The organism is Photobacterium phosphoreum (assembly GCF_002954725.1).
GTDB lineage: Bacteria > Pseudomonadota > Gammaproteobacteria > Enterobacterales > Vibrionaceae > Photobacterium > Photobacterium phosphoreum.
The window spans coordinates 612,255-631,208 of sequence record NZ_MSCQ01000002.1 but is presented as its reverse complement, the minus strand read 5'-3'; the positions used below and the strand labels follow the sequence as shown (position 1 = coordinate 631,208).

At 40.8% G+C, this 18,954-nt stretch carries 13 protein-coding genes and 4 pseudogenes; 10 read left to right on the top strand and 7 right to left on the bottom strand.

The genetic code is table 11. From position 1 onward, the window contains the following. Positions 1–55: 55 nt before the first annotated feature. Complete coding sequence (locus BTO21_RS15050; RefSeq protein WP_105026892.1) at positions 56–1,462, bottom strand: amidohydrolase; 1,407 nt, start codon at positions 1,460–1,462, stop codon at positions 56–58. A 355-nt stretch (positions 1,463–1,817) separates the two neighbouring features. Between BTO21_RS15050 and modA the strand changes: the two genes are divergently transcribed. From modA to BTO21_RS15000, 10 genes and pseudogenes are all read left to right on the top strand, one after another. Beyond that, positions 1,818–2,591, top strand: coding sequence for a molybdate ABC transporter substrate-binding protein (gene modA / locus BTO21_RS15045; protein WP_045029565.1), 774 nt, complete (start codon positions 1,818–1,820; stop codon positions 2,589–2,591). Positions 2,592–2,780: 189 nt separating this feature from the next. Further along, positions 2,781–3,470 carry a molybdate ABC transporter permease subunit gene (modB, locus tag BTO21_RS15040; RefSeq protein ID WP_045029563.1) on the top strand — a complete coding sequence of 230 codons (690 nt, stop codon included), beginning with the start codon at positions 2,781–2,783 and terminating at the stop codon, positions 3,468–3,470. Continuing rightward, entirely contained in the window at positions 3,470–4,570 is a 1,101-nt protein-coding gene (modC, locus tag BTO21_RS15035) for a molybdenum ABC transporter ATP-binding protein ModC (protein WP_045029562.1), read from the top strand. The genes modB and modC overlap by 1 nt, the downstream gene beginning before the upstream one ends. Before the next feature lie 176 nt (positions 4,571–4,746). Next, positions 4,747–5,040, top strand: a complete 294-nt coding sequence (locus BTO21_RS15030) for a Bor family protein (protein ID WP_045029560.1) — start codon at positions 4,747–4,749, stop codon at positions 5,038–5,040. Positions 5,041–5,164: 124 nt separating this feature from the next. Continuing rightward, on the top strand, positions 5,165–5,359 hold the full coding sequence (locus BTO21_RS15025; RefSeq protein WP_052672652.1) for a transcriptional regulator: 195 nt from the start codon (positions 5,165–5,167) through the stop codon (positions 5,357–5,359). 415 nt (positions 5,360–5,774) lie between these two features. After that, positions 5,775–6,367 (top strand): annotated as a pseudogene (locus tag BTO21_RS15020) (tyrosine-type recombinase/integrase). Positions 6,368–6,533: 166 nt separating this feature from the next. Beyond that, complete coding sequence (locus BTO21_RS15015; protein ID WP_045029559.1) at positions 6,534–6,938, top strand: DUF6088 family protein; 405 nt, start codon at positions 6,534–6,536, stop codon at positions 6,936–6,938. A 2-nt stretch (positions 6,939–6,940) separates the two neighbouring features. Continuing rightward, positions 6,941–7,883: pseudogene (locus BTO21_RS15010) on the top strand (nucleotidyl transferase AbiEii/AbiGii toxin family protein). A gap of 27 nt (positions 7,884–7,910) precedes the next feature. After that, positions 7,911–8,036, top strand: a pseudogene (locus BTO21_RS15005) (type I restriction-modification system subunit M N-terminal domain-containing protein); the annotation flags it as partial. A gap of 570 nt (positions 8,037–8,606) precedes the next feature. Next, positions 8,607–9,545, top strand: coding sequence for a DUF4268 domain-containing protein (locus BTO21_RS15000; RefSeq protein WP_045030311.1), 939 nt, complete (start codon positions 8,607–8,609; stop codon positions 9,543–9,545). Positions 9,546–9,898: 353 nt separating this feature from the next. Here BTO21_RS15000 and fhuB read toward each other — a convergent pair whose 3' ends face one another. The 6 genes and pseudogenes from fhuB to BTO21_RS14975 form a co-directional block, all read right to left on the bottom strand. After that, entirely contained in the window at positions 9,899–11,872 is a 1,974-nt protein-coding gene (gene fhuB, locus BTO21_RS14995) for a Fe(3+)-hydroxamate ABC transporter permease FhuB (protein ID WP_105026891.1), read from the bottom strand. Next, the gene (locus tag BTO21_RS14990; RefSeq protein WP_045030312.1) at positions 11,869–12,801 is read right to left on the bottom strand and encodes an iron-siderophore ABC transporter substrate-binding protein; all 933 of its coding nucleotides are present in this window, start codon (positions 12,799–12,801) and stop codon (positions 11,869–11,871) included. The genes fhuB and BTO21_RS14990 overlap by 4 nt, the downstream gene beginning before the upstream one ends. Further along, entirely contained in the window at positions 12,795–13,562 is a 768-nt protein-coding gene (locus tag BTO21_RS14985) for an ABC transporter ATP-binding protein (RefSeq protein WP_045030313.1), read from the bottom strand. The genes BTO21_RS14990 and BTO21_RS14985 overlap by 7 nt, the downstream gene beginning before the upstream one ends. 71 nt (positions 13,563–13,633) lie before the next feature. Next, complete coding sequence (locus tag BTO21_RS14980; protein ID WP_045030314.1) at positions 13,634–15,838, bottom strand: TonB-dependent siderophore receptor; 2,205 nt, start codon at positions 15,836–15,838, stop codon at positions 13,634–13,636. Positions 15,839–16,061: 223 nt separating this feature from the next. Then, positions 16,062–16,368: pseudogene (locus BTO21_RS20280) on the bottom strand (helix-turn-helix transcriptional regulator); the annotation flags it as partial. Positions 16,369–16,370: 2 nt separating this feature from the next. Continuing rightward, the gene (locus tag BTO21_RS14975) at positions 16,371–18,797 is read right to left on the bottom strand and encodes a GNAT family N-acetyltransferase (protein WP_045030315.1); all 2,427 of its coding nucleotides are present in this window, start codon (positions 18,795–18,797) and stop codon (positions 16,371–16,373) included. Positions 18,798–18,954 lie beyond the last annotated feature (157 nt).

Below are 18,954 nucleotides of genomic sequence, written 5' to 3'. Positions count from 1 at the left end.
AAGATAAAAAAAGAGTGCTTTCACACTCTTTTTATTTTTGGGGTTTATCTTGTCATTATTGAACGATTTCGCCGCTATCAATCACGGTTTTACGAACAACATCAGCAAACTTTAATGCTTCATCACGGACTGTTTTTTCATTAATCGTTAGGATGTTACGATCTTCCATTAGCAACTTACCATCAACCACTGAGTGTTTAACATTGGTCGCATAAGCGGAATACACTAACGCAGAATATGGATTATAAACAGGGATCATATTAGGTGCTTTAGTATCAATAACAATGATATCAGCCAATTTACCGACTTCTAAAGAGCCAATTTTATCTTCCATGTGTAAAGCACGTGCAGCACCAATGGTTGCCATTTCAATTACATTGATTGGAGGCATTGCCGCGCGATTTTTATTCACCAGTTTGTGCACTTTAGCAACTTGGTTAAACTCATCAATGGTGCTTAATGTATTACCTGACATTGGACCATCAGTGCCTAAACCAATGCGTAAGCCGTCATTAAACATTTTTAATGCTGGCGCAACGCCTTTTGCTGATTTGATGTTAGCACTCATATTATGGGCAATACCAACATCATGCTTTTTCAAAATCGCAATATCTTCATCGTTGGCATCAATCACGTGTGCGGCTAAGAAGTTGGCATTTAATGCGCCGATAGATTCCATGTATTTAACCGGAGATAGACCGCCTGAACGCTCTGCAATCACTTCACGCTCACGATCAGATTCAGCAAGGTGCATCATCACGGGGACATTATGTTTTAGTGACAGTTTAGCAATGGTTTGCAGTGTTTCTGTTGAGTTAGTGTATGGACCATGTGGTGCGAATGCTGGCGTAATACGTGGATGATCTTTGTATTGCTCAATAAAGTTCAGCGTATATTTAATACCATCTTCAGGTGTTTTTGCACTAGCAACAGGGAATTGAATGATGGTTTCACCTAGGATGGCACGCATACCTATTTGATCAACAGTTTTTGCAACTTCATCCTCAAAGTAGTACATGTCAGCGTAAGTGGTAACACCACCTTTTAGCATTTCTACGTTACCAAGTTGCGCACCGATACGTACCATATCACGCGACACTAATTTCTTTTCTAATGGGAAAATATAGCGGTGTAGACGATCTGGCACATCATCTGCCATTGAGCGGAAAACCGTCATTGAAGCGTGAGTATGTGAGTTAATCAAACCTGGCATGACGATATCACCATCAGCATCAATGGTTTTGGTTGCTTGATATTCGTTTAAATCTGAACCATCAGTAACGGCATAAATCTTATTACCTTTCACTGCAACTAAGCCGTTATCAAATACTGTTTTGTCCTGATCCATGGTTAGAACAGTTGCATTTTTTATCAATAAATCGACATTTTCGATGGCATAAGCTGATGTACTAATAAGCGAAGCAGCAGCTAGAGAAACAGCAAGTAACGTTTTTTTAAACATGAAGTATTACCGTGACGATGGATTTTTGCCGATAATACAGCGCAATAAGTGAATGAAAATAACTATTTAATACATTACTTTTATTTGTGATCAAGATCTTGTTGAGGGTGGTATGTTAATAAATAAAAGGCATAAAAATGCTCATTTCTAAAAATAGTAATCGTTTGCTTTTTTGACTTTGACGTATTTTAAATGCGTCATTTTCTGTCTTAATCGCCTTGTTGAATAAAACGATTAAGAATTTTGGTGTATTGGCGAATGTTTTATTGGTTATTATTACTTATCAGTATAAAAGTTATGCTTGGTAAATATCGGTGTATACATTACTATATATCGAAATATTATGGAGTCTGTTATGTCACTTAAATCTGTTGTTCTTACTGCTGCGGTGTTATCTATTTTTGCGCAACCTGCTTTCGCGGCTGATAAAATTACCGTCTTTGCCGCTTCATCATTAACCAATGCCTTAAATGATATTGCCGCGAAATATCAGCAGCAAACTGGGGTAGAAACGACATTGTCTTTTGCTTCATCATCGACATTAGCGCGTCAAGTGAGCCAAGGTGCACCTGCCAATATCTATTTATCGGCTAATGAAAAATGGATGAATTATGCTGAGCAGCAAGGCGCAATAGTAGATAATAGTCGTAAAAATATTGTTAAAAACAGTTTAGTGATGGTTGCACCGTTGGCGTACCCACAAAATAAAGTCAACGTTAGTGCTAGTTGGAATTTAGCCAAAGCGTTAGATGGCACTCGTTTAGCTGTCGGTGATCCTAATTATGTGCCTGCTGGTATTTACGCCAAACAAGCGTTAGGGTTTTTAGGATTATGGAAGCAAGCTCAACCCTTATTGGCAAGTGCTAATAACGTCCGTTCAGCGTTGGTGTTAGTTGAGCGTGGTGAAGCCCAACTGGGTATAGTCTATAAAACAGATGCTGAAATTTCTAAAAAAGTAAAAACTGTCTATCAATTCCCAGCAGATTCACATAAACCTATTGTATACCCAATGGCATTGGTGAAAGGTAATGCTACACCTGCTGCAAAAGGTTTTTATCAGTATTTACAACAACCTCAAGCTGCTGCAATTTTCAAATCTTATGGTTTTGATCAGGTAACAAAACAGTAGTTAACGATAACCGTAAAGAGTCGATAAAGAATAAGGTACTGAGTGAAAGCTGAGTACCTTTTGTGTTTTATCTTTATAATGTTTAAAAATTCGGCGAATAAAACGTAGAAATCGAATCATTGCTGACTGAAAGCCAATGATTACCTATGCTATTGCTATCACACGAAAAGTTTTACAGGGCTGTTGTTAGTGCTAACTGAATATGAATTAGAAGCGTTATTTTTAAGTTTGAAAATTGCCAGTGTGGCGGTGATCTTCAGTTTACCGTTAGGGATTGGCTGCGCATGGTTATTGGCTCGACGTCAGTTTTGGGGAAAGTCACTATTAGATGGCTTGATTCATTTGCCGTTAGTGTTACCACCGGTGGTTATTGGTTATTTATTGCTGATCACCATGGGACGTCAAGGGACGATTGGGAAGTGGCTTTATGAATGGTTTGGTTTTAGCTTTAGTTTTAGTTGGCGCGGTGCGGCATTGGCGGTAGCGGTGGTGTCGTTTCCGTTGATGGTACGCTCGATTCGATTAGCCTTAGAAGGTGTCGATAAGAAGCTTGAACAAGCAGCGCGGACTTTAGGTGCCTCATCGATGCGGGTATTTATCACCATTACTTTGCCATTAATGATCCCTGGCATTCTTACGGGGACTATTTTAGCCTTTGCGCGTGCATTAGGTGAGTTTGGCGCAACGATTACCTTTGTGTCTAATATTCCTGGTCAAACTCAAACGATCCCTTTAGCGATGTATTCCTTTATTGAAACCCCTGGTGCTGAAAGTGAAGCGGCAAGGTTGTGTGTCGTTGCTATTGTGATTGCATTGTTATCATTATTTGCTTCTGAATGGCTAACCCGTGTGGCGAGAAAACGATTGGGGGCAGCGTAATGAGCACTAACATAGCGCAAAAACGATTAAAAATGTGTTTTACCCAGCAATTGGGTGATTTAGCGTTGGCGATTGATCTTGATGTACCCATGCAAGGTATTACGGCTATTTTTGGTCGTTCTGGCGCAGGTAAAACCTCGTTAGTGAATGTACTGAGTGGCTTAAATCATCCCGATCAAGGTTATATACGCCTTGGTGAACGGGTATTATTTAATAGTCAACAAGGCATCGCATTAAGTGCAGACAAACGCAATATTGGCTATGTATTTCAAGATGCGCGTTTATTCCCGCATTATACCGTTAAAGGTAACTTAAATTACGGCGTCAAACATTCTGATCAGCAACATTTTGATGACGTAGTTAATTTATTGGGTATTGAAGCATTATTACAGCGTTATCCTGCATCGTTATCGGGTGGAGAAAAGCAACGGGTGGCAATAGGGCGAGCATTACTGACCAAGCCTGATATGTTATTAATGGATGAACCCTTAGCATCGTTAGACATGCCACGTAAGCAAGAACTGATGCCTTATTTGGAGAAATTGGCAAAAGAAGTGAACACACCGATTATTTATGTGACCCATAGTTTAGATGAAATTCTACGCTTAGCTGATTCTATGGTGATGCTTAATCAAGGCAAGGTGCTGATTTCAGGTCATGTGAATTCTGTTTGGAGTTCACCTGAAATGCGTCCGTGGCTACCAGCAAAAGAGCAGAGTTCGTTGTTGAGTGCGCGGGTGAATGTCAATCATCCACGGTATGCGTTAACCCAAGTCATGCTCAGTCATGATGCTTCGTTATGGGTGACCCAGTTACCTCATCAACGAGGAGAATGGGTGCGAGTGCGAATATTTTCTAACGATGTGTCAATTGCGCGCCATTATCCTCAAGCAAGCAGTATTCGTAATATACTCACTGCGCGGATTGATAAAATCCATTATGGTGAGGATGAACGTGTAGAAGTAAAGTTACGGATTGGTGAGACACATCTGTGGGCTAATATTACCGCATGGGCAGCCGATGAATTAGCACTTAAAGTGGGCGATCAAGTTTTTGCTCAGATTAAAGGTGTCAGTGTAACCAAAGATGATTTAGCGTAATTTTATTATAAATAACTATATATTTTATAAAGATAGCGCCAAAAATGAACAAAATGTGAACGCTAAGAGGTAAAAATAAACAATGCGGCATATTTATGCCTTAAAGGGATGTATTGGTGATTGTTTATGTGTTTAAATGAATAACACTTTTATGTTTCCATTTTTGAGTTTATTTAATGAAAAAGATCATTCTAGCAACAGTAATTGCAGCAACCGTAATGAGCGGTTGTGCACGTCAAACTTTCATTATGTCTCCTGTGTCACCAACAAAAACAGCAGAATTGAATCGTTCTCAACCATTTTTTGTGTCAGGTATTGGTCAGCGTAAAACAGTAGATGCAGCAAAATTATGTGGCGGTGCGGATAAGGTTGCTAAAGTTGAAGTACAACAGACATTTGTTAATGGTCTATTAAGTGTCGTTACATTTGGTGTTTATACACCACGCCAAGCACGCGTATTCTGTAAGTAATAGTCAGTATTTGCATCATACAAAGCCTCCAGCAGTGGAGGCTTTTTGCGTTTAAAGAGTCTATTTTTTAGTGGTACATTAAATTTCAGACCGGATCGAAGAATTTGAAACGAACCATTTAATTATGCCTAAAGTTCCTGCTGTAGAAATGCTAAAGGGCTTGATGGATATTAAGGAGCTTAAACAATCTGATTTAAAACATATCGCGCCTCAAAGCGTGATCAGCGATATTCTGAATGGCAAAAGAGATATTAACTTAGCTCAAGTAAAAGGCCTCAGTGAGTATTTCAATTTACCTTTTGAAACCTTCATTGATTAATAACCGCTGTTCTATCGCTAATAAAACCGCCGAGCATGGAGGTTTATTTTATCTGGCCTTTAATCACCGCGCTGACTCTCGCCACTATTTCAATATTCTCGGTTAGCTGTCAGCTGACAATATAGTCTGATCGACCACAATAAAAATTGTCCAGATACAAAAAAGTTTGATCAATTTGGGTATTTAAAGCCGCTTGGTAGTTAAAGTACGACAGAATCGCTTGGTGATCACATGTGAGTTAGCTATTCAGCTAACTCATAATTGCCCATTTATTGGCTAGAGTAAATACTCATTCATAATAAAATCGGTGTTATTGTCTTCTAACGCTGCTTTCCCAAGTCCGCATTAATATGCAAAACAAATTTTATGTTTCCTAAAATTAAATAGCGTTTACCTCAAATGTAAGTGCTTTATGATGTGGACAAAATTAGGGCATTTAATCAGACAGAAAAAACCTTTCAAGCTAGAAGATATTTGGCGCATACGAACGCGCTTAGAAATTGAAAAAAACATAAAAGAACTAGCATTATTAAACTTTGCGATAGATAGCAAATTACGCTCTTGTGATTTACTTCGGATGAAAATCAGAGATATTTCATCCGGCGGTGTTATTCAAAGTCGGGTTTTGTATCGCCAAAGTAAAACAGATAGAGAAGTACAATTTGAAATTACATCTCGGACTGCACAATCATTAGCAACATGGATTGCACAAGATAATTTAACACCTTCTGACTTTGTATTTCCTAGTGTCAGAAATCAAAATAAAGCTATGAGTTATAGCTGCTATTTAAAAGTCATTAGACGATGGGCTACTCAGCTTGGTTATGTCCCTACCTTTACGGAACGCATTCAATGCGCAGAACAAAGGCAACTCTCATCTACGCAAAAACTAAAAACATACGTGCTGTACAGCTGTTACTTGGCCATGTGAAGTTGGATAATACTGTTCGATATTTAGGAGTAGAGATTGACGATGCTCTTAATATTTCAGAAAAGATAGACTCATAAAGCATGTCGGCATAAAATTAAATCATATGTCACCTTTAGGTGGTAAATATAAAAGTATATAAATAACATATGGATGGCGACAATCTTAATGTATTTAATGTCGTATTTATTCCTTAAAATAAGTCTGTAAGTTATACTCACTGCAAGTCAGAGTATGGAGGTTCAAATGACTACAACTGATCGTATTTATCAAAAGATAAAACGTTCAAGACGTTATGTTTTTGAACGTAAAAACTTTGAAGGTGTGGCTTGTTATGATCAAGTCGGTCGCGCTTTGAAACAATTAGTAAATCAAGGCGAATTAATGAAAATCGGCTATGGCCTTTACACCAAATCACGAATGAATAGTTTAACGGGTAAGCCAATGCCAACTCATCCAGGTGGGACGGACGCGCTTATGCGAGAAATCCTTAAGATGAAAGGCGTAGACTTTGAGATAGATAGTCTGTCTCTTCAAAGCTTATCGGGTGAAAACACTCAAATCCCTTCATCCATCAATTACTCATGGAACTCAAAACAGTTTAATCGAAAACTGGTAGTGGGTAGCCGTGTCATACACTCTCCAAATTAACCATGAATAAACTGAAACAGCAGTTTCTTGAGGTTTCCGATGCCTTAGCGCTCGGAAACCCAGCCATAATTGAGAAAGACTATTGGGTTGTGGCACTACTAGCACAACTTGAAAAACTCATCATAGATTCTCATCAACTGGTTTTTTCTGGCGGAACGGCATTGGCAAAATCCAATGTGAAGATCATGCGTATGTCTGAAGATGTTGATATCAAGCTGATCCCTAATGCCGACTTTCATACATTAAGCAGAAGTAAGAAAAAAATCGTTCGTAAATCATTGCTTGAGACACTTGAAAAATCGATTAGGGAATCAAATACCTTTTTGATTGAAAACAAACAAGCATGGGACGAATACCGTTATGTGGAATATGACTTAAAATATCCACAACAGTTTAGTCAGGCACCTTGTTTACGCCCCCATTATCAAACTTGAATTAATGGAGACCATTCCATTACAAGAAACAGAGCAGCGAAGCATACAATCATTAGTGGCTGAACTTTACCAACACACGAAAGAAGTTAAAGCATTTGCTTGTATATCTGTTCATGCCACCTTGGTTGAAAAGATTATTTCAATGCTTCGCCGTACCATGTTAGCTAAACGTGATGAAAATCGTAAAGATGATCAAACATTAGTTCGTCATATCTACGATGTTTACTGCATAGACAAAGCACAACAAGTTGATATCAAATCATTATCACTACTCTTTAACGCAGTATTGCAAGAAGATATCACTCGCTTTGGTAATCAACATACTGAATTTGTAAATAATCCTTCTAAAGAGCTACAAGATGGCTTATCAGAACTAGAAAATAATCCACTTTATCGCCAACGCTTTGATGCTTTTGTAACACCGATGGTTTTTAACCAACAACCACACGATTTTGATAGCTGCTTTGCCTCATTTAAGCGCATTGCTGAACTACTAATTAAAACAATTTAACGCTATTAGAGAATAACTAAATGCCAAATGCCAAATGCCCCAATCAACCAAGACGACATCAATAAAACGGTGTGGAGTGCCTGTGACACCTTCCGTGGCACCGTAGACCCATCAATCTATAAAGACTTCGTATTGACCATGCTGTTCTTAAAGTAAGAAAATATTAAGAAAATATAGGACATCCATAATTTTCCCTTTAGAAAGTAGATAAGAATTAACGCTATTGTCAGCGCTGATTATCGTCATTCCCTACAGTGAATGCCCGCGAGGGCGATAGGGAATCTACTGTCCACGTGTTGTAGAGTTTATGTTTCTCCGTAAAATTTAACATGTTTCACTGGTGTCTTTTAGGCTCAATCACGCGTTGAGTAGATCACGGATAGCCTCGTTTCTCGACTTTCGAGATGACGGATATTGGGCTGAGTGAATGCCACACCTAACGATCGTGATTATTTACAATAAATGACAAGCCCAACCTCGTCATTCCCTACCGTTGAAGTAAATTCCTGCGAGGGAGATAGGATATTTACTTGCAGTACGTTGAGTTTTTAAAGGAAAGATATGGCTGTCCTATATTCTGTAGCTGCCCTATATTCTGTAAGTGAAAATGTATCTGATTTATAATGCTTTTTATATTATGAAAAGATAAATACGGGCGCATGTTCAAAGAACAAATTCGAGTAAGTTGTTATATGCTAGTTTGGGAAATAAGGAAATTTACATATGTTTGGCGAATTGAAGAAAGTACCTTTAAGGGATATTTGGGCGCACGAAGCACAGGATTTTACGCCATGGCTAGCTGAAAATATTGAAGCCTTGGGCAATGCTGTTGGACTAGAACTTGAGCTTGTCCAAGAGGAGGCCAGTGTTGGAAGCTTTTCTCTAGATATTTTAGCTAAGGATCTTGGTTCGGCAGAAAATGTTATTATTGAAAATCAATTTTCACAAACTGATCATGATCACTTAGGTAAATTGTTAACTTATGCCGCGGGTTTTGATGCTTCATTCGTAATTTGGGTGGCTGAAACAATTCGTGAGGAGCACCGTCAGGCTTTGGATTGGCTAAACCATCGAACTGACAATCAAACTCAATTTTTTGCTGTAGTTGTCGAAGTTATACAAATTGACAATTCAAAACCAGCATTCAATTTAAAACCTGTTGTTTTCCCAAATGAGTGGCAAAAGAGTAAGTCTGGTAATAAAACAACTCAAAAAACTAGCACCAAGTCGGAGCAATATCGAGAATATTTTCAAGACTTAATTGATGATTTGAGAATTGAACATAAATTCACATCGGCTAAAGCGGGTCAACCTCAAAATTGGTATGCGTTTGCTTCGGGAATTTCAGGTATCAATTATGGTGCTAATTTTTGCCAAGGTAATAAAGTTCGTACTGAGTTATACATTGATAATGGTAGCGCAGAAGATAATGTATCTTGTTTAAATCATTTTCTAGAAAGTAAAAAAGATATTGAAAACGAATTTGGCAGTGATCTTTCATGGGAGCCAATTGACGGTAAGAGAGCTACAAGGATAGCAATTTATCGTGATGGTTCTATTACAACTGAAAATGAGCTTGTTGAAATTAAATCTTGGCATATTACAAATCTACTCAAATTCAAAAGTATCTTTAATAAAAGACTCCGTCAGTATTTGCGATAATCATATAACAGATAAGGATATGTGTCGCGCAGCCGACACCTATCCTGAAGTGTTGGATAAGCCCAAGCGATCTTATATAAGTAAATATTGGAAATATTATGGAGGGTGATGCTGAAAAGTCGAACATGGCATTACCTTACTTTTCCTAATACCTACCAGCCAAAATAGAGCAAATAACCTAAATAGTTTCTGTCCAAAACTGCGCTAGAAATTTATCAAATTTTATTGAACTCTAACGTTAGAAGTTCTCTGTTTTACTACCAATCCCGAGTTCAAGTTACCTAGTTTTTCGAATGCATCAAACAGTGGCATTGCCATTGTTTGATGATTTGTCCATATAGTTTGTACACGCTCTAGTGGCGTTCTCGTATTAGCAAGAAAACAAAATAAACCCCACCGATAACGGATACTAAAACGCCTGCTGCTATTTGGGCGGGATGAACCCAAAGCTGCCCAATGACATCGGCTGATAGTAGCAATAAACCACCAAGTAACCCGGCGACCCACAATTGTACCTTTGCCTGTCTCGCTCCTAATATCACAGCGATATGAGGGGCGATTAAGCCAACAAACGCCACTGGTCCCATCGTTGTTGTGATGAAAGCACACAGCAAAGCAACAATAAGCAGCAAAACAATGTAAGCCCAAGAGACATTCAAACCTCGACCAAAAGCAAATTGTCTGCCTGTACCTATCAGTGTCATCCATCGTGAGAGTAATAACGCTGCGATAACCAAACCGGTTACTAATAGAAACAAAGTAATAGCAGCATTTGGAGTGACTCGATACGTTGAACCTGCTAACCATTGCAGCAAGACAAACTTTTCTTGTCCCACACGCGTTAGAGAAAACTGTACTAAAGCTTCTATCATCGCAGTTAGCGCAATACCATAGAGAATTAAAATCGATGGGGCAAAGTTATGTTTTCTGCCTAAGACGAGCAACACACCTAAAGCAACTAAGCTGCCTAGTAGAGCAACCCATGGCCCTAATGTGTGAATAGACGAGCCAAAAATTAAGTTCGCTAGCACGAGGGCGAGCACTGCTCCGGCGGATACCCCTAAAATATCTGGGCTTGCGAGTGGATTGTATACCAGCCGTTGTAAGATTACCCCCGCAACGGCTAGACCTGCTCCAGCGCTTACAGCTGTTAGCATTCTAGGCCATTTTATTGACCAGCTGAAAGCGTTCGGTATTTGCCAAATGAAACTTTTGATCTCCGGCTGAACAAAAGTGCTGATAGCAATGACAACGACAAATGCTGTGAGCAACGAAAATAGTGTAATTTTTGGTCGCAGTTTGTCTCGTCCTTTTGGGAAGGTTAGTGACATATTATCTTGAGCAGACATTTTTTTGCGCGCGAGCATAATCAGTGCTGGTGCGCCAATTACAGCGGTTGCTGTCCCAGTAGGAATAATATCGAGTGACCAAAAGCTTAAGAATATAGCTAATGTATCGGTCAGCATAAGTAAAGTTGAGCCAAGAATAAAGCTTGCGATAAGTTCACTTCGAGATTTGCTGAAGCCAATGTGGCGAGCAATATTAGGGGCGATAAGCCCAACAAAACTGATCACGCCAACAGAGGTAATCGATACAGACACTAACCAAACGCCAATCAGACTTAACCCAAGAAAAGCGCCACCTACATTTAGGCCGCGGGCTTGTGCGCCTGAGGAGCCGATACTCATTAAAGTGAGTAGACGTGGAGCGAAAACAGGCAGAAGGATAATTAAGGCAAGTTTAGGCAGAAGCCACGTGACCCAATCCCAGCCGTTTTGGCTCAGGTCACCCGCACCCCAAATGAATAAGTTCTGAGCGTATTCGTTGTGTAGCAAGATTATCGCAGTGGCGAATGCGCCAAGCAGTAAATTTACTGCCATCCCAGCGAGAACAATAGGTAAGCCGCTTAAGTTTCGAATATCCACGATCGCAATTACCAAACCCATGGCAACAAGAGCGCCAGTCATGGCAAACAGCGCTGGATAAACCCCCACTAATTGCGGAGCCATCACACTCAATATGACAAGGCCTAACCAAGCGCCAGAAGAGGTACCAAGCGTTAGTGGTGACATCATTCTATTTTGGGTTAGTTGTTGGAATAGGCTACCAACTAAACCTAATGAGCCGCCAACTGCTAAACCCATCACCCAACGGGGCAGCGTAGCGTGAAGGAAAGCGGTCCATTCAAAAGAGTTTGAAAAGTCTAGCTGGTGGTTAAGTACAGCTAATAGGAGCTGATAACTCGAGCCAAATTGACTTTGTGTGACAGCAATCTGCAAAATAGCAGCGGCGAATGTCACTGTCAGTAATAAGATCCAACGTCTCATCCATTACCTGCTAATTTAAGTAAACTGCTAGCCAAAGCTTCAGCGTTATATTGGATTGAAATTGCGCCACCATAACTCCATGTTGAGGAAACACTGGCTACTTTCTTATCTCTCACAAATGGCATCGCGTTCCATATTACTGAACGGTTTAACTGGGATTGTTGGGGAAAAGGGAGGAAGTAAAGTGCGATACCATTGCCAATATTTTTTAAATCAGTAAGACGTTTTTGAGTCACTCCCCATTGAGTGGTCGGTTGGATCATTGCATTCTGAAAGCCGAGCTCCTTTAACGCGTATTGAGGGATGGAGTTGTTACCGTATAGATAAACCGAAGTTGTGCTGGCAAAGCGAAAAGCGGTGACTTTAGGTTTCCCATTTGGATAAGCTGCATCGAGCTGCTCTTTGAGCTCCTGTATCTTTTGTTTCATTTGCACCAATTTTTCTTGTGCAAGCTTTTCCTTGTCGAGCACATGGCCGATCCGCAAAAAGTTAGTTATCGCAGCTTGAGCGTTATTATGATCTTCGCTAAAGGTTTGGTAGTAAAGGACAGGTGCGATTTTTTCTAAACGTTTTTGAAGATCTTTTTGTGGGGAAGCAATAAAAATGACATCGGGTTTTAATTCGGCCAGCAGTTCGAAGTTCGGTTCAGCACGAGTACCAATATCTATCACGCCTTCTGGTACTGCTGGCTTGACGACCCATTGTTGGTAGCCTTTTACGTCGCTCATCGCAACCGGAGTGATGCCGAGCTCGATCACTTGCTCAGCCACTCCCCAATTTAATACAGCAACACGCTTTGGGATTTTATTCAGTGTTTTTGTTCCTTCACTATCCACAACTTGGTAGGAGGCTAGAGCTGAGAAAGAGAACAGAATAGCTAAGGTAGCGCAAAGAACCTTAGTCCATGAAAAAAAACGGATAGTTAACATATTACCGCAACCTTGCTGTCTTGTGTTGGGTGATCGAGAAGTTGAATCTCAGTATTGTAAAGCTCGCTTAATCGAGAAGAATCCATTAGCTCTGAGCTGCTTCCAGAAAATACAACTTTGCCTTGTTTTAAGGCAAGTATGTGCTCAGCGTAGCGCAAGGTCAGGTTGAGATCGTGCAGAATTATGATTACACCTTTGCCTTGCTCCCGTTTGAGTTGGCAGAGTAGCTCCATAAGATGATATTGGTGGTGCACATCTAAAGCAGATGTCGGCTCATCCAATATCAATAGCGGTGATTGCTGAGCAAGTAACATCGCAACCCATGCTCGTTGTCTTTCTCCACCCGAGAGTTTTTCTGCGCTATGCTTAGCGTATTGAGTTACCTTAGTGGCTTGCATCGCGAGATCGATGGCTTCATGATCGCTTGGCTTCATTCGACCGAATGTGCCTAGCCATGGAAAGCGTCCGAGCTTAACGAGCTCACGAACGGATAGGCCCTCAGCCTGGGGTAAATGTTGTGGTAGATAAGCGACTTGTTTAGCCAAGTTGCGGTTATTTAAAGCATGGATGGGATACCCATTTAGTTCAACTGATCCTGAATCCGGTTTGGTTTGCCCAGCCAGTAGATTAACCAAGGTGGACTTACCAGAGCCGTTATGGCCTAAGATAACGGTCATCTTATCTGTTGGGATCTTAAGGGAGCCAATGTTAAGGATATCCCTTTGTTCTCGCGTCACTAAAATGTTGTTTAACTTGTACATGTTGGATTTCCATATGACGACAAAAGCAGCCCATGTATTGGGCTGCTTGGTTAACTTGAGCTTGAGTCTATTTACATCTCATATTTGACATGTAGCTCTACAGAACGTTCTTCTCCATACCAACAGTTTGTGCTGTTGAAACAGGTATAGTTCGTTGTATTGAATACGTTATTAACTAGGAAATTAGCAGTTACGCCAGATAAGCCGCGACTAAGTTCACTTAAGTCATAACCAAGCGATAAATCGGTAATCGTATAAGTAGGAACCTTGCCTTCGGTGTTGGTTGAATCCATCTGCATTGTGCCAACATATCTCGCACCGCCACTGACACGAGTACCTGCTAAGGCTCCGTCGTAGAAGTTGTAGTTTGCCCAAATCGATGCGGCATGAGTTGGTACATAAATTGGCGTTGTGCCTTTAAGATTCGAGCTCGCATCTTTGGTAATTTGCATATCCGTGTAGGTATAGCTTGGCGAGATATCCAGATTAGAAGTGACAAACCACTTTCCTTGTAGCTCAACCCCTTGAGAGCGAACTTGGCCCACTTGAAGTTTTGGATTTGTGTAGTTATCTGGGTTTGCGACCAAGGTGTCATTCTTTAGAATATGGAACAGCGAAATCGAGGCACTTTTCGACAGATCAGGGGCTTGATATTTCATACCCACTTCAACTTGTTCACTTGTCTCTGGCTTGTAAGCATTTCCGTTGCTGTCCGTACCCGTCGTCGGCTCAAACCCAGTCGCATAGCTAACATAAGGCGCTATACCATTATCGAAGGTGTATAAAGCTCCTACACGGTAAGTAAAAGCATTCTGATCGATTGATGAAGGAATAGTGCCATTGGTAAGAGTATTTAACTTATAGGTATCAAAACGGCCACCTGTAAGGAGAACTAATTTATCGTGACGAATTTGATCCTGGAGATAGAATCCCGTTTGGTATAAGTCAACATCTGTAATGGTTGTGCTCTTAACTGATAAAGATCTTGGATTGACGATGAGGTTATTGTTTGGACTAAAAATATTAAATTGATTCCAATTGGCAATACTGCTGGTGTCATATTCTTTGTAATTTGAACTGCCATTCATTGTTTGATAGTCAAGTCCAAACAATAAATTATGTTCCCAGCGGTTAAGCTTTAATTTGCCAGAAAATTGGTTGTCTATCGTGAAAGCTTTCAGGTTTTCATCTGTGCTATATATGTTCCGTTGCAATTGGCCAGCATTGCTTCCGGATTCTGTAAACGACATTGAATAAGTATTTTTCTGGTGCAGCGAGCCATTGGTATAACGTGCATTTTGTAAAAACGACCACTGATCATTGAATTGGTGGTCGATTTTATAGCCCGCCATAACGAAATCGCGCTTAAAGCTATCCCAGTTCCCATCACTAGCGAAAGTAGAAGGCGATGTTGAGCCATTTGAATTGCTAATAAACATTCCAGATACGGGTAAAGCCGAGTTGATCCCCATTGCAGGATCATTTTGGTAGTACAGGTTAAAGTTAACCAGAGTTTTATCCGAAACCTGCCAGTTTAGCGACGGAGCCACGACATAGCGTTCATTGGTGGCCGTATCGACTTGGCTATCTTGCTTTCTAGCTAAGCCAATAAAACGGTACGATAAGTTGCTATCACCTATCTGACCTGTGGTATCAACCGAGGCTTTCATCAGATTGCGAGAACCAGCACCCACATCCACTGTCGTTGAGTGTTCCATTTGTGGCGATTTGGCAATCATATTCACCATGCCGCCGGGATTCATCGCCCCGTAAAGTACCGATGTTGGGCCTTTAAATACCTCAATTTGCTGGACAGCAATAGGGTCGGCTTGAGCTTGGAAGTTCCAACCACTTAAGTAGGGCAGAACCAATCCGTCGTAGTAGCTTTGATTTACATCAAAACCACGCACTTTATATGTATCGTACATGGTCACTGACGCACCTTTGGTTTCGGTGACCAGGCCCGGTGTATAACGTAAAGCTTGGTTGAGTGATTGAACTTCGCGTTGCTGAAGCTGTTCGTTATCAATAACGGTTAAACCTTGTGGTGTTTCCTCTGGCTCTAACGTGGTTTTGGTCGCGGTGTTGCGGTAAGTTTGACCATATACGGTAATAGTGTTGTATACGGTGATAGCGTCGTCTTGTTTTGTCGATTTATTATTGTTGGGGTGAGCGACTGTGTCATTTTGGTCTTCAGCGAAAAGTGATGTTGAAAAAAGTGCCAAAAATAAAGGCGCAATAATTGTCCGCTTTAGGCCTGCAGCTGGAATATCCATGTTTTCCTCCACTGTTCTTATCAATGAGAATAAAAATCATTTGCATTCTAGCTTGGCAACAAAGGAAAACCTAACAATTTTGTGCAAGTTGGTTAATTTTTATTAACAAACTTATAACCACCTGAAGTGTGAGGATTTATAGGCATAGCCATTAAGTAACTATGCCTAAGGGTATAAATCGAAGTTGAAGGTTAACTACAGGTTGAATAATAGGGTTATTTTGCTTTCGATAGGCACTAGGACTGATGCAGTAAACCTGTTTCAAAGAGCGACTGAAACTGATTTCCGAGCCAAAGCCATTGCAATATCAATAACTCTATCTGAGTTTTTAGTAAGGCGGTTGGCCGCCTCACTGAGCTTAAATTCGCGCACATAACTTACTACGCTATATAACCGCTCTCTTTTTGAAAGACCCGTTGTAGCTGCCAGCGAGGCTAACAACTATGATCTGCAATGTCCTCCAACATGAGTGGCCTGTTGGGTACGACGGTAACAAACATAGGAATATTCGGTTGAGAAAAAGCCTCCATTCTTAAACCTCAGCACTTTGCTTAGATGTTACAGAATTTGTGTTTGGTGCTCGTTGAGCAAATTGAGCAATTGGGTTTTTTAGTTTACCTGCAAATTTCAAACTTCCAGCAGGATCAGTGAGGTCGACCATTTGTTGGTTGTTCGCCAGTTGCAGACGGTTCAAACAAGAATGTGCAAAGTCATCTGAGAACAAATCATGTTTGACAAATTTGTCTTGTAGGTGAGAGTTACTCGCTTGGTATTGATGAATGCAGTTTGCCACAAGCTGCCAAAACTTATTTTCAGGGAAATCACCGTGCTCAACCAAAATTGCGCTCATGTAGCGGAAGAAGCAGTCAAATACATCGGTATGGAAAGATAGGGTTTCCTCTTCAGCGGGCACTCGAATGGAGATTCGCTGTACATTCTCTGGTAGTTCAGTATCTGAGTTTAGTAAGTAAATCTCTTCGCCAATGTCTTTCATGATAGCTTTGACGGGCACATGGTTTTCAAAGATTAATATGAGGTTTTCACCGTGAGGCATGAATACCAAGCTGTGTTGGTAGTAACAGTGCAGCAGTGGTGAAAGGTATGCATCCAAGTATCTTTCTAACCAAGTTTTTGTCGACAATCCAGATGCGTTTATCAAAGTTGGTAACAACGCAGTGTTGCTTGGGTCAACATGGAGCAGCGATGCCATAGTCATTAAACGTTGGTCAGCCTCAAGCAATTTAACAGGGCTTTCGCGCCACAACGCTGCGAGCATCTTTTTGTAAGGGTTGTCTTTTAGAGTCTCATGCTCGTAGTAAGGATTGCGATAACCCGTTGCGGCAATCTCTCTAAGGATATGAAACTCTTTGTTTTTCAGGTAGCTATCCTCTTTTATTAGCGAATAAACCCAGTCATTGATCGCAGGAGTTGTGCGCATGTAGTAGGCCGATAGTCCGCGCATAAAACCCATGTTGAGAACAGATAGTGCAGTTTTTACATAGTATTTATTTGGATTGCTTCGGTTGAAGAAAGTCCTGATCGATTGCTGAGCTTGGTAGCTATCATCTCCATAGCCCAAGCAAATTAGATTATTTGAGGCAATATCTGGTCCATAGATATTAGCTAGCTTGTTAAACCATTGCCAAGGGTGAACAGGGATCAGGGTATACTCTTCAGGGTTTTGGCCTTTGGCAGAAATTTTTGCAGCAAATGCTTCTTGAGTAGTGATATCCAGCTCTTGTTCTAATAAAGAGTCGTAGCTGATTTCGGGGCTATGCGAAAATTCCGTACGACTTTTATGCCCAGCGAGCCAAATCAAAGATATTGGTTTTCCTGCTTCAGGAGCATAGTGAACAAAGTCGTGTGCATCGAAACCAATTCGACCATTGTTGGCGATAAAGGCAGGGTGGCCTTCACTCATAGCGGATTCAACTTGTTGAAAATCGGCGTTAAGAAGCTCTTCTGAGCTAAGCCATTGCTTGTTTTCTTTAAAGGCTGCTGAATATAAGGTGCTGGTGATTTCTTCCAAGTATGTTGGAAGCAGCTTTTGTGGGATTTGCAATATTGATGAAAACTCAATAATAAAGCTGACTGAGTCTAGTTTTGCCTCGATACTATCAATTCGCTTCTTAATCGAGTTGCTATCAATGAGCCAATGTTCCAGCGCAAGTCGCTTTGCTTTGAAAGAGTATTCAATGCTTCCATCTTCAGGTGAAAGTGTATATCCACCCCAGTCACCACTTTGGGAGATCTGCTCGGGATGCAATATTCTTTCGTGACTGAGCTCAGCTAGGCACTTTCTAATATGGAGTCGGTTTATCTTGTCCCAAGTAGAGGTGTTGATTGAAGCCGTGGCGAGTTCTGGCTGTTGTTGAATGTCCATATTTTGTGCCTCGTTTTGTAGAGATAACGTGGTATAAAATTGTTGCTTGGTACAAAATGCTAAGTTGGCTAACTTGTTACCCATTTGAATGCGTTTAATGTGTTGAAATCCCGCTCGCTTGTTGAGTCGATGGATTTTGTGATTGCTGTGGTCGGGCTCGACAATAACTCGTGAGATACTCGAATCTTGAAACATAAAGTGCAGTACCGACTTAAACACAGCATAAGTAAAACCTGACTGAGGTTTTTCTGTTGCGGCAATCAGTATGTGCATGCCCTTATCGCCAATCTGCACGTCATAGTGTTTGCCGACTTGATCCAGTCTCGGGTCATAGAGCTCAACCAAAAAACAAGGTTCGCCAGCCACAGAACCAATAAATGTGTCGGTGTACTTGCCTTGCTCTAAGTCCTTATAAAATTCGAACACTTGTTGCTGGTTATAACCCTGCATTCCCCAGAATGAGGCGTGCTTCGCTGTTGTCCAGGTGTGAACTTGTTGGATATGATTTTCTAGGTTTAGTGGCTCGAAACTAATTTCACCAAGTAATTCATCGATCATAGTAAAAGGGATCTTCATTGGGCCTCCTGAATGCCAGTCGAAGTGATACGGATTTTATCTTTAAACGCGAAGACTAAGTATATTAAGCTGCCTGATAGGCCAATGGCGGCGGCAAAAAAAAAGAAGCCAGTGGACTGCTTTGCACTATGTGTCCGACCGCGAAGGACGCAGCGAT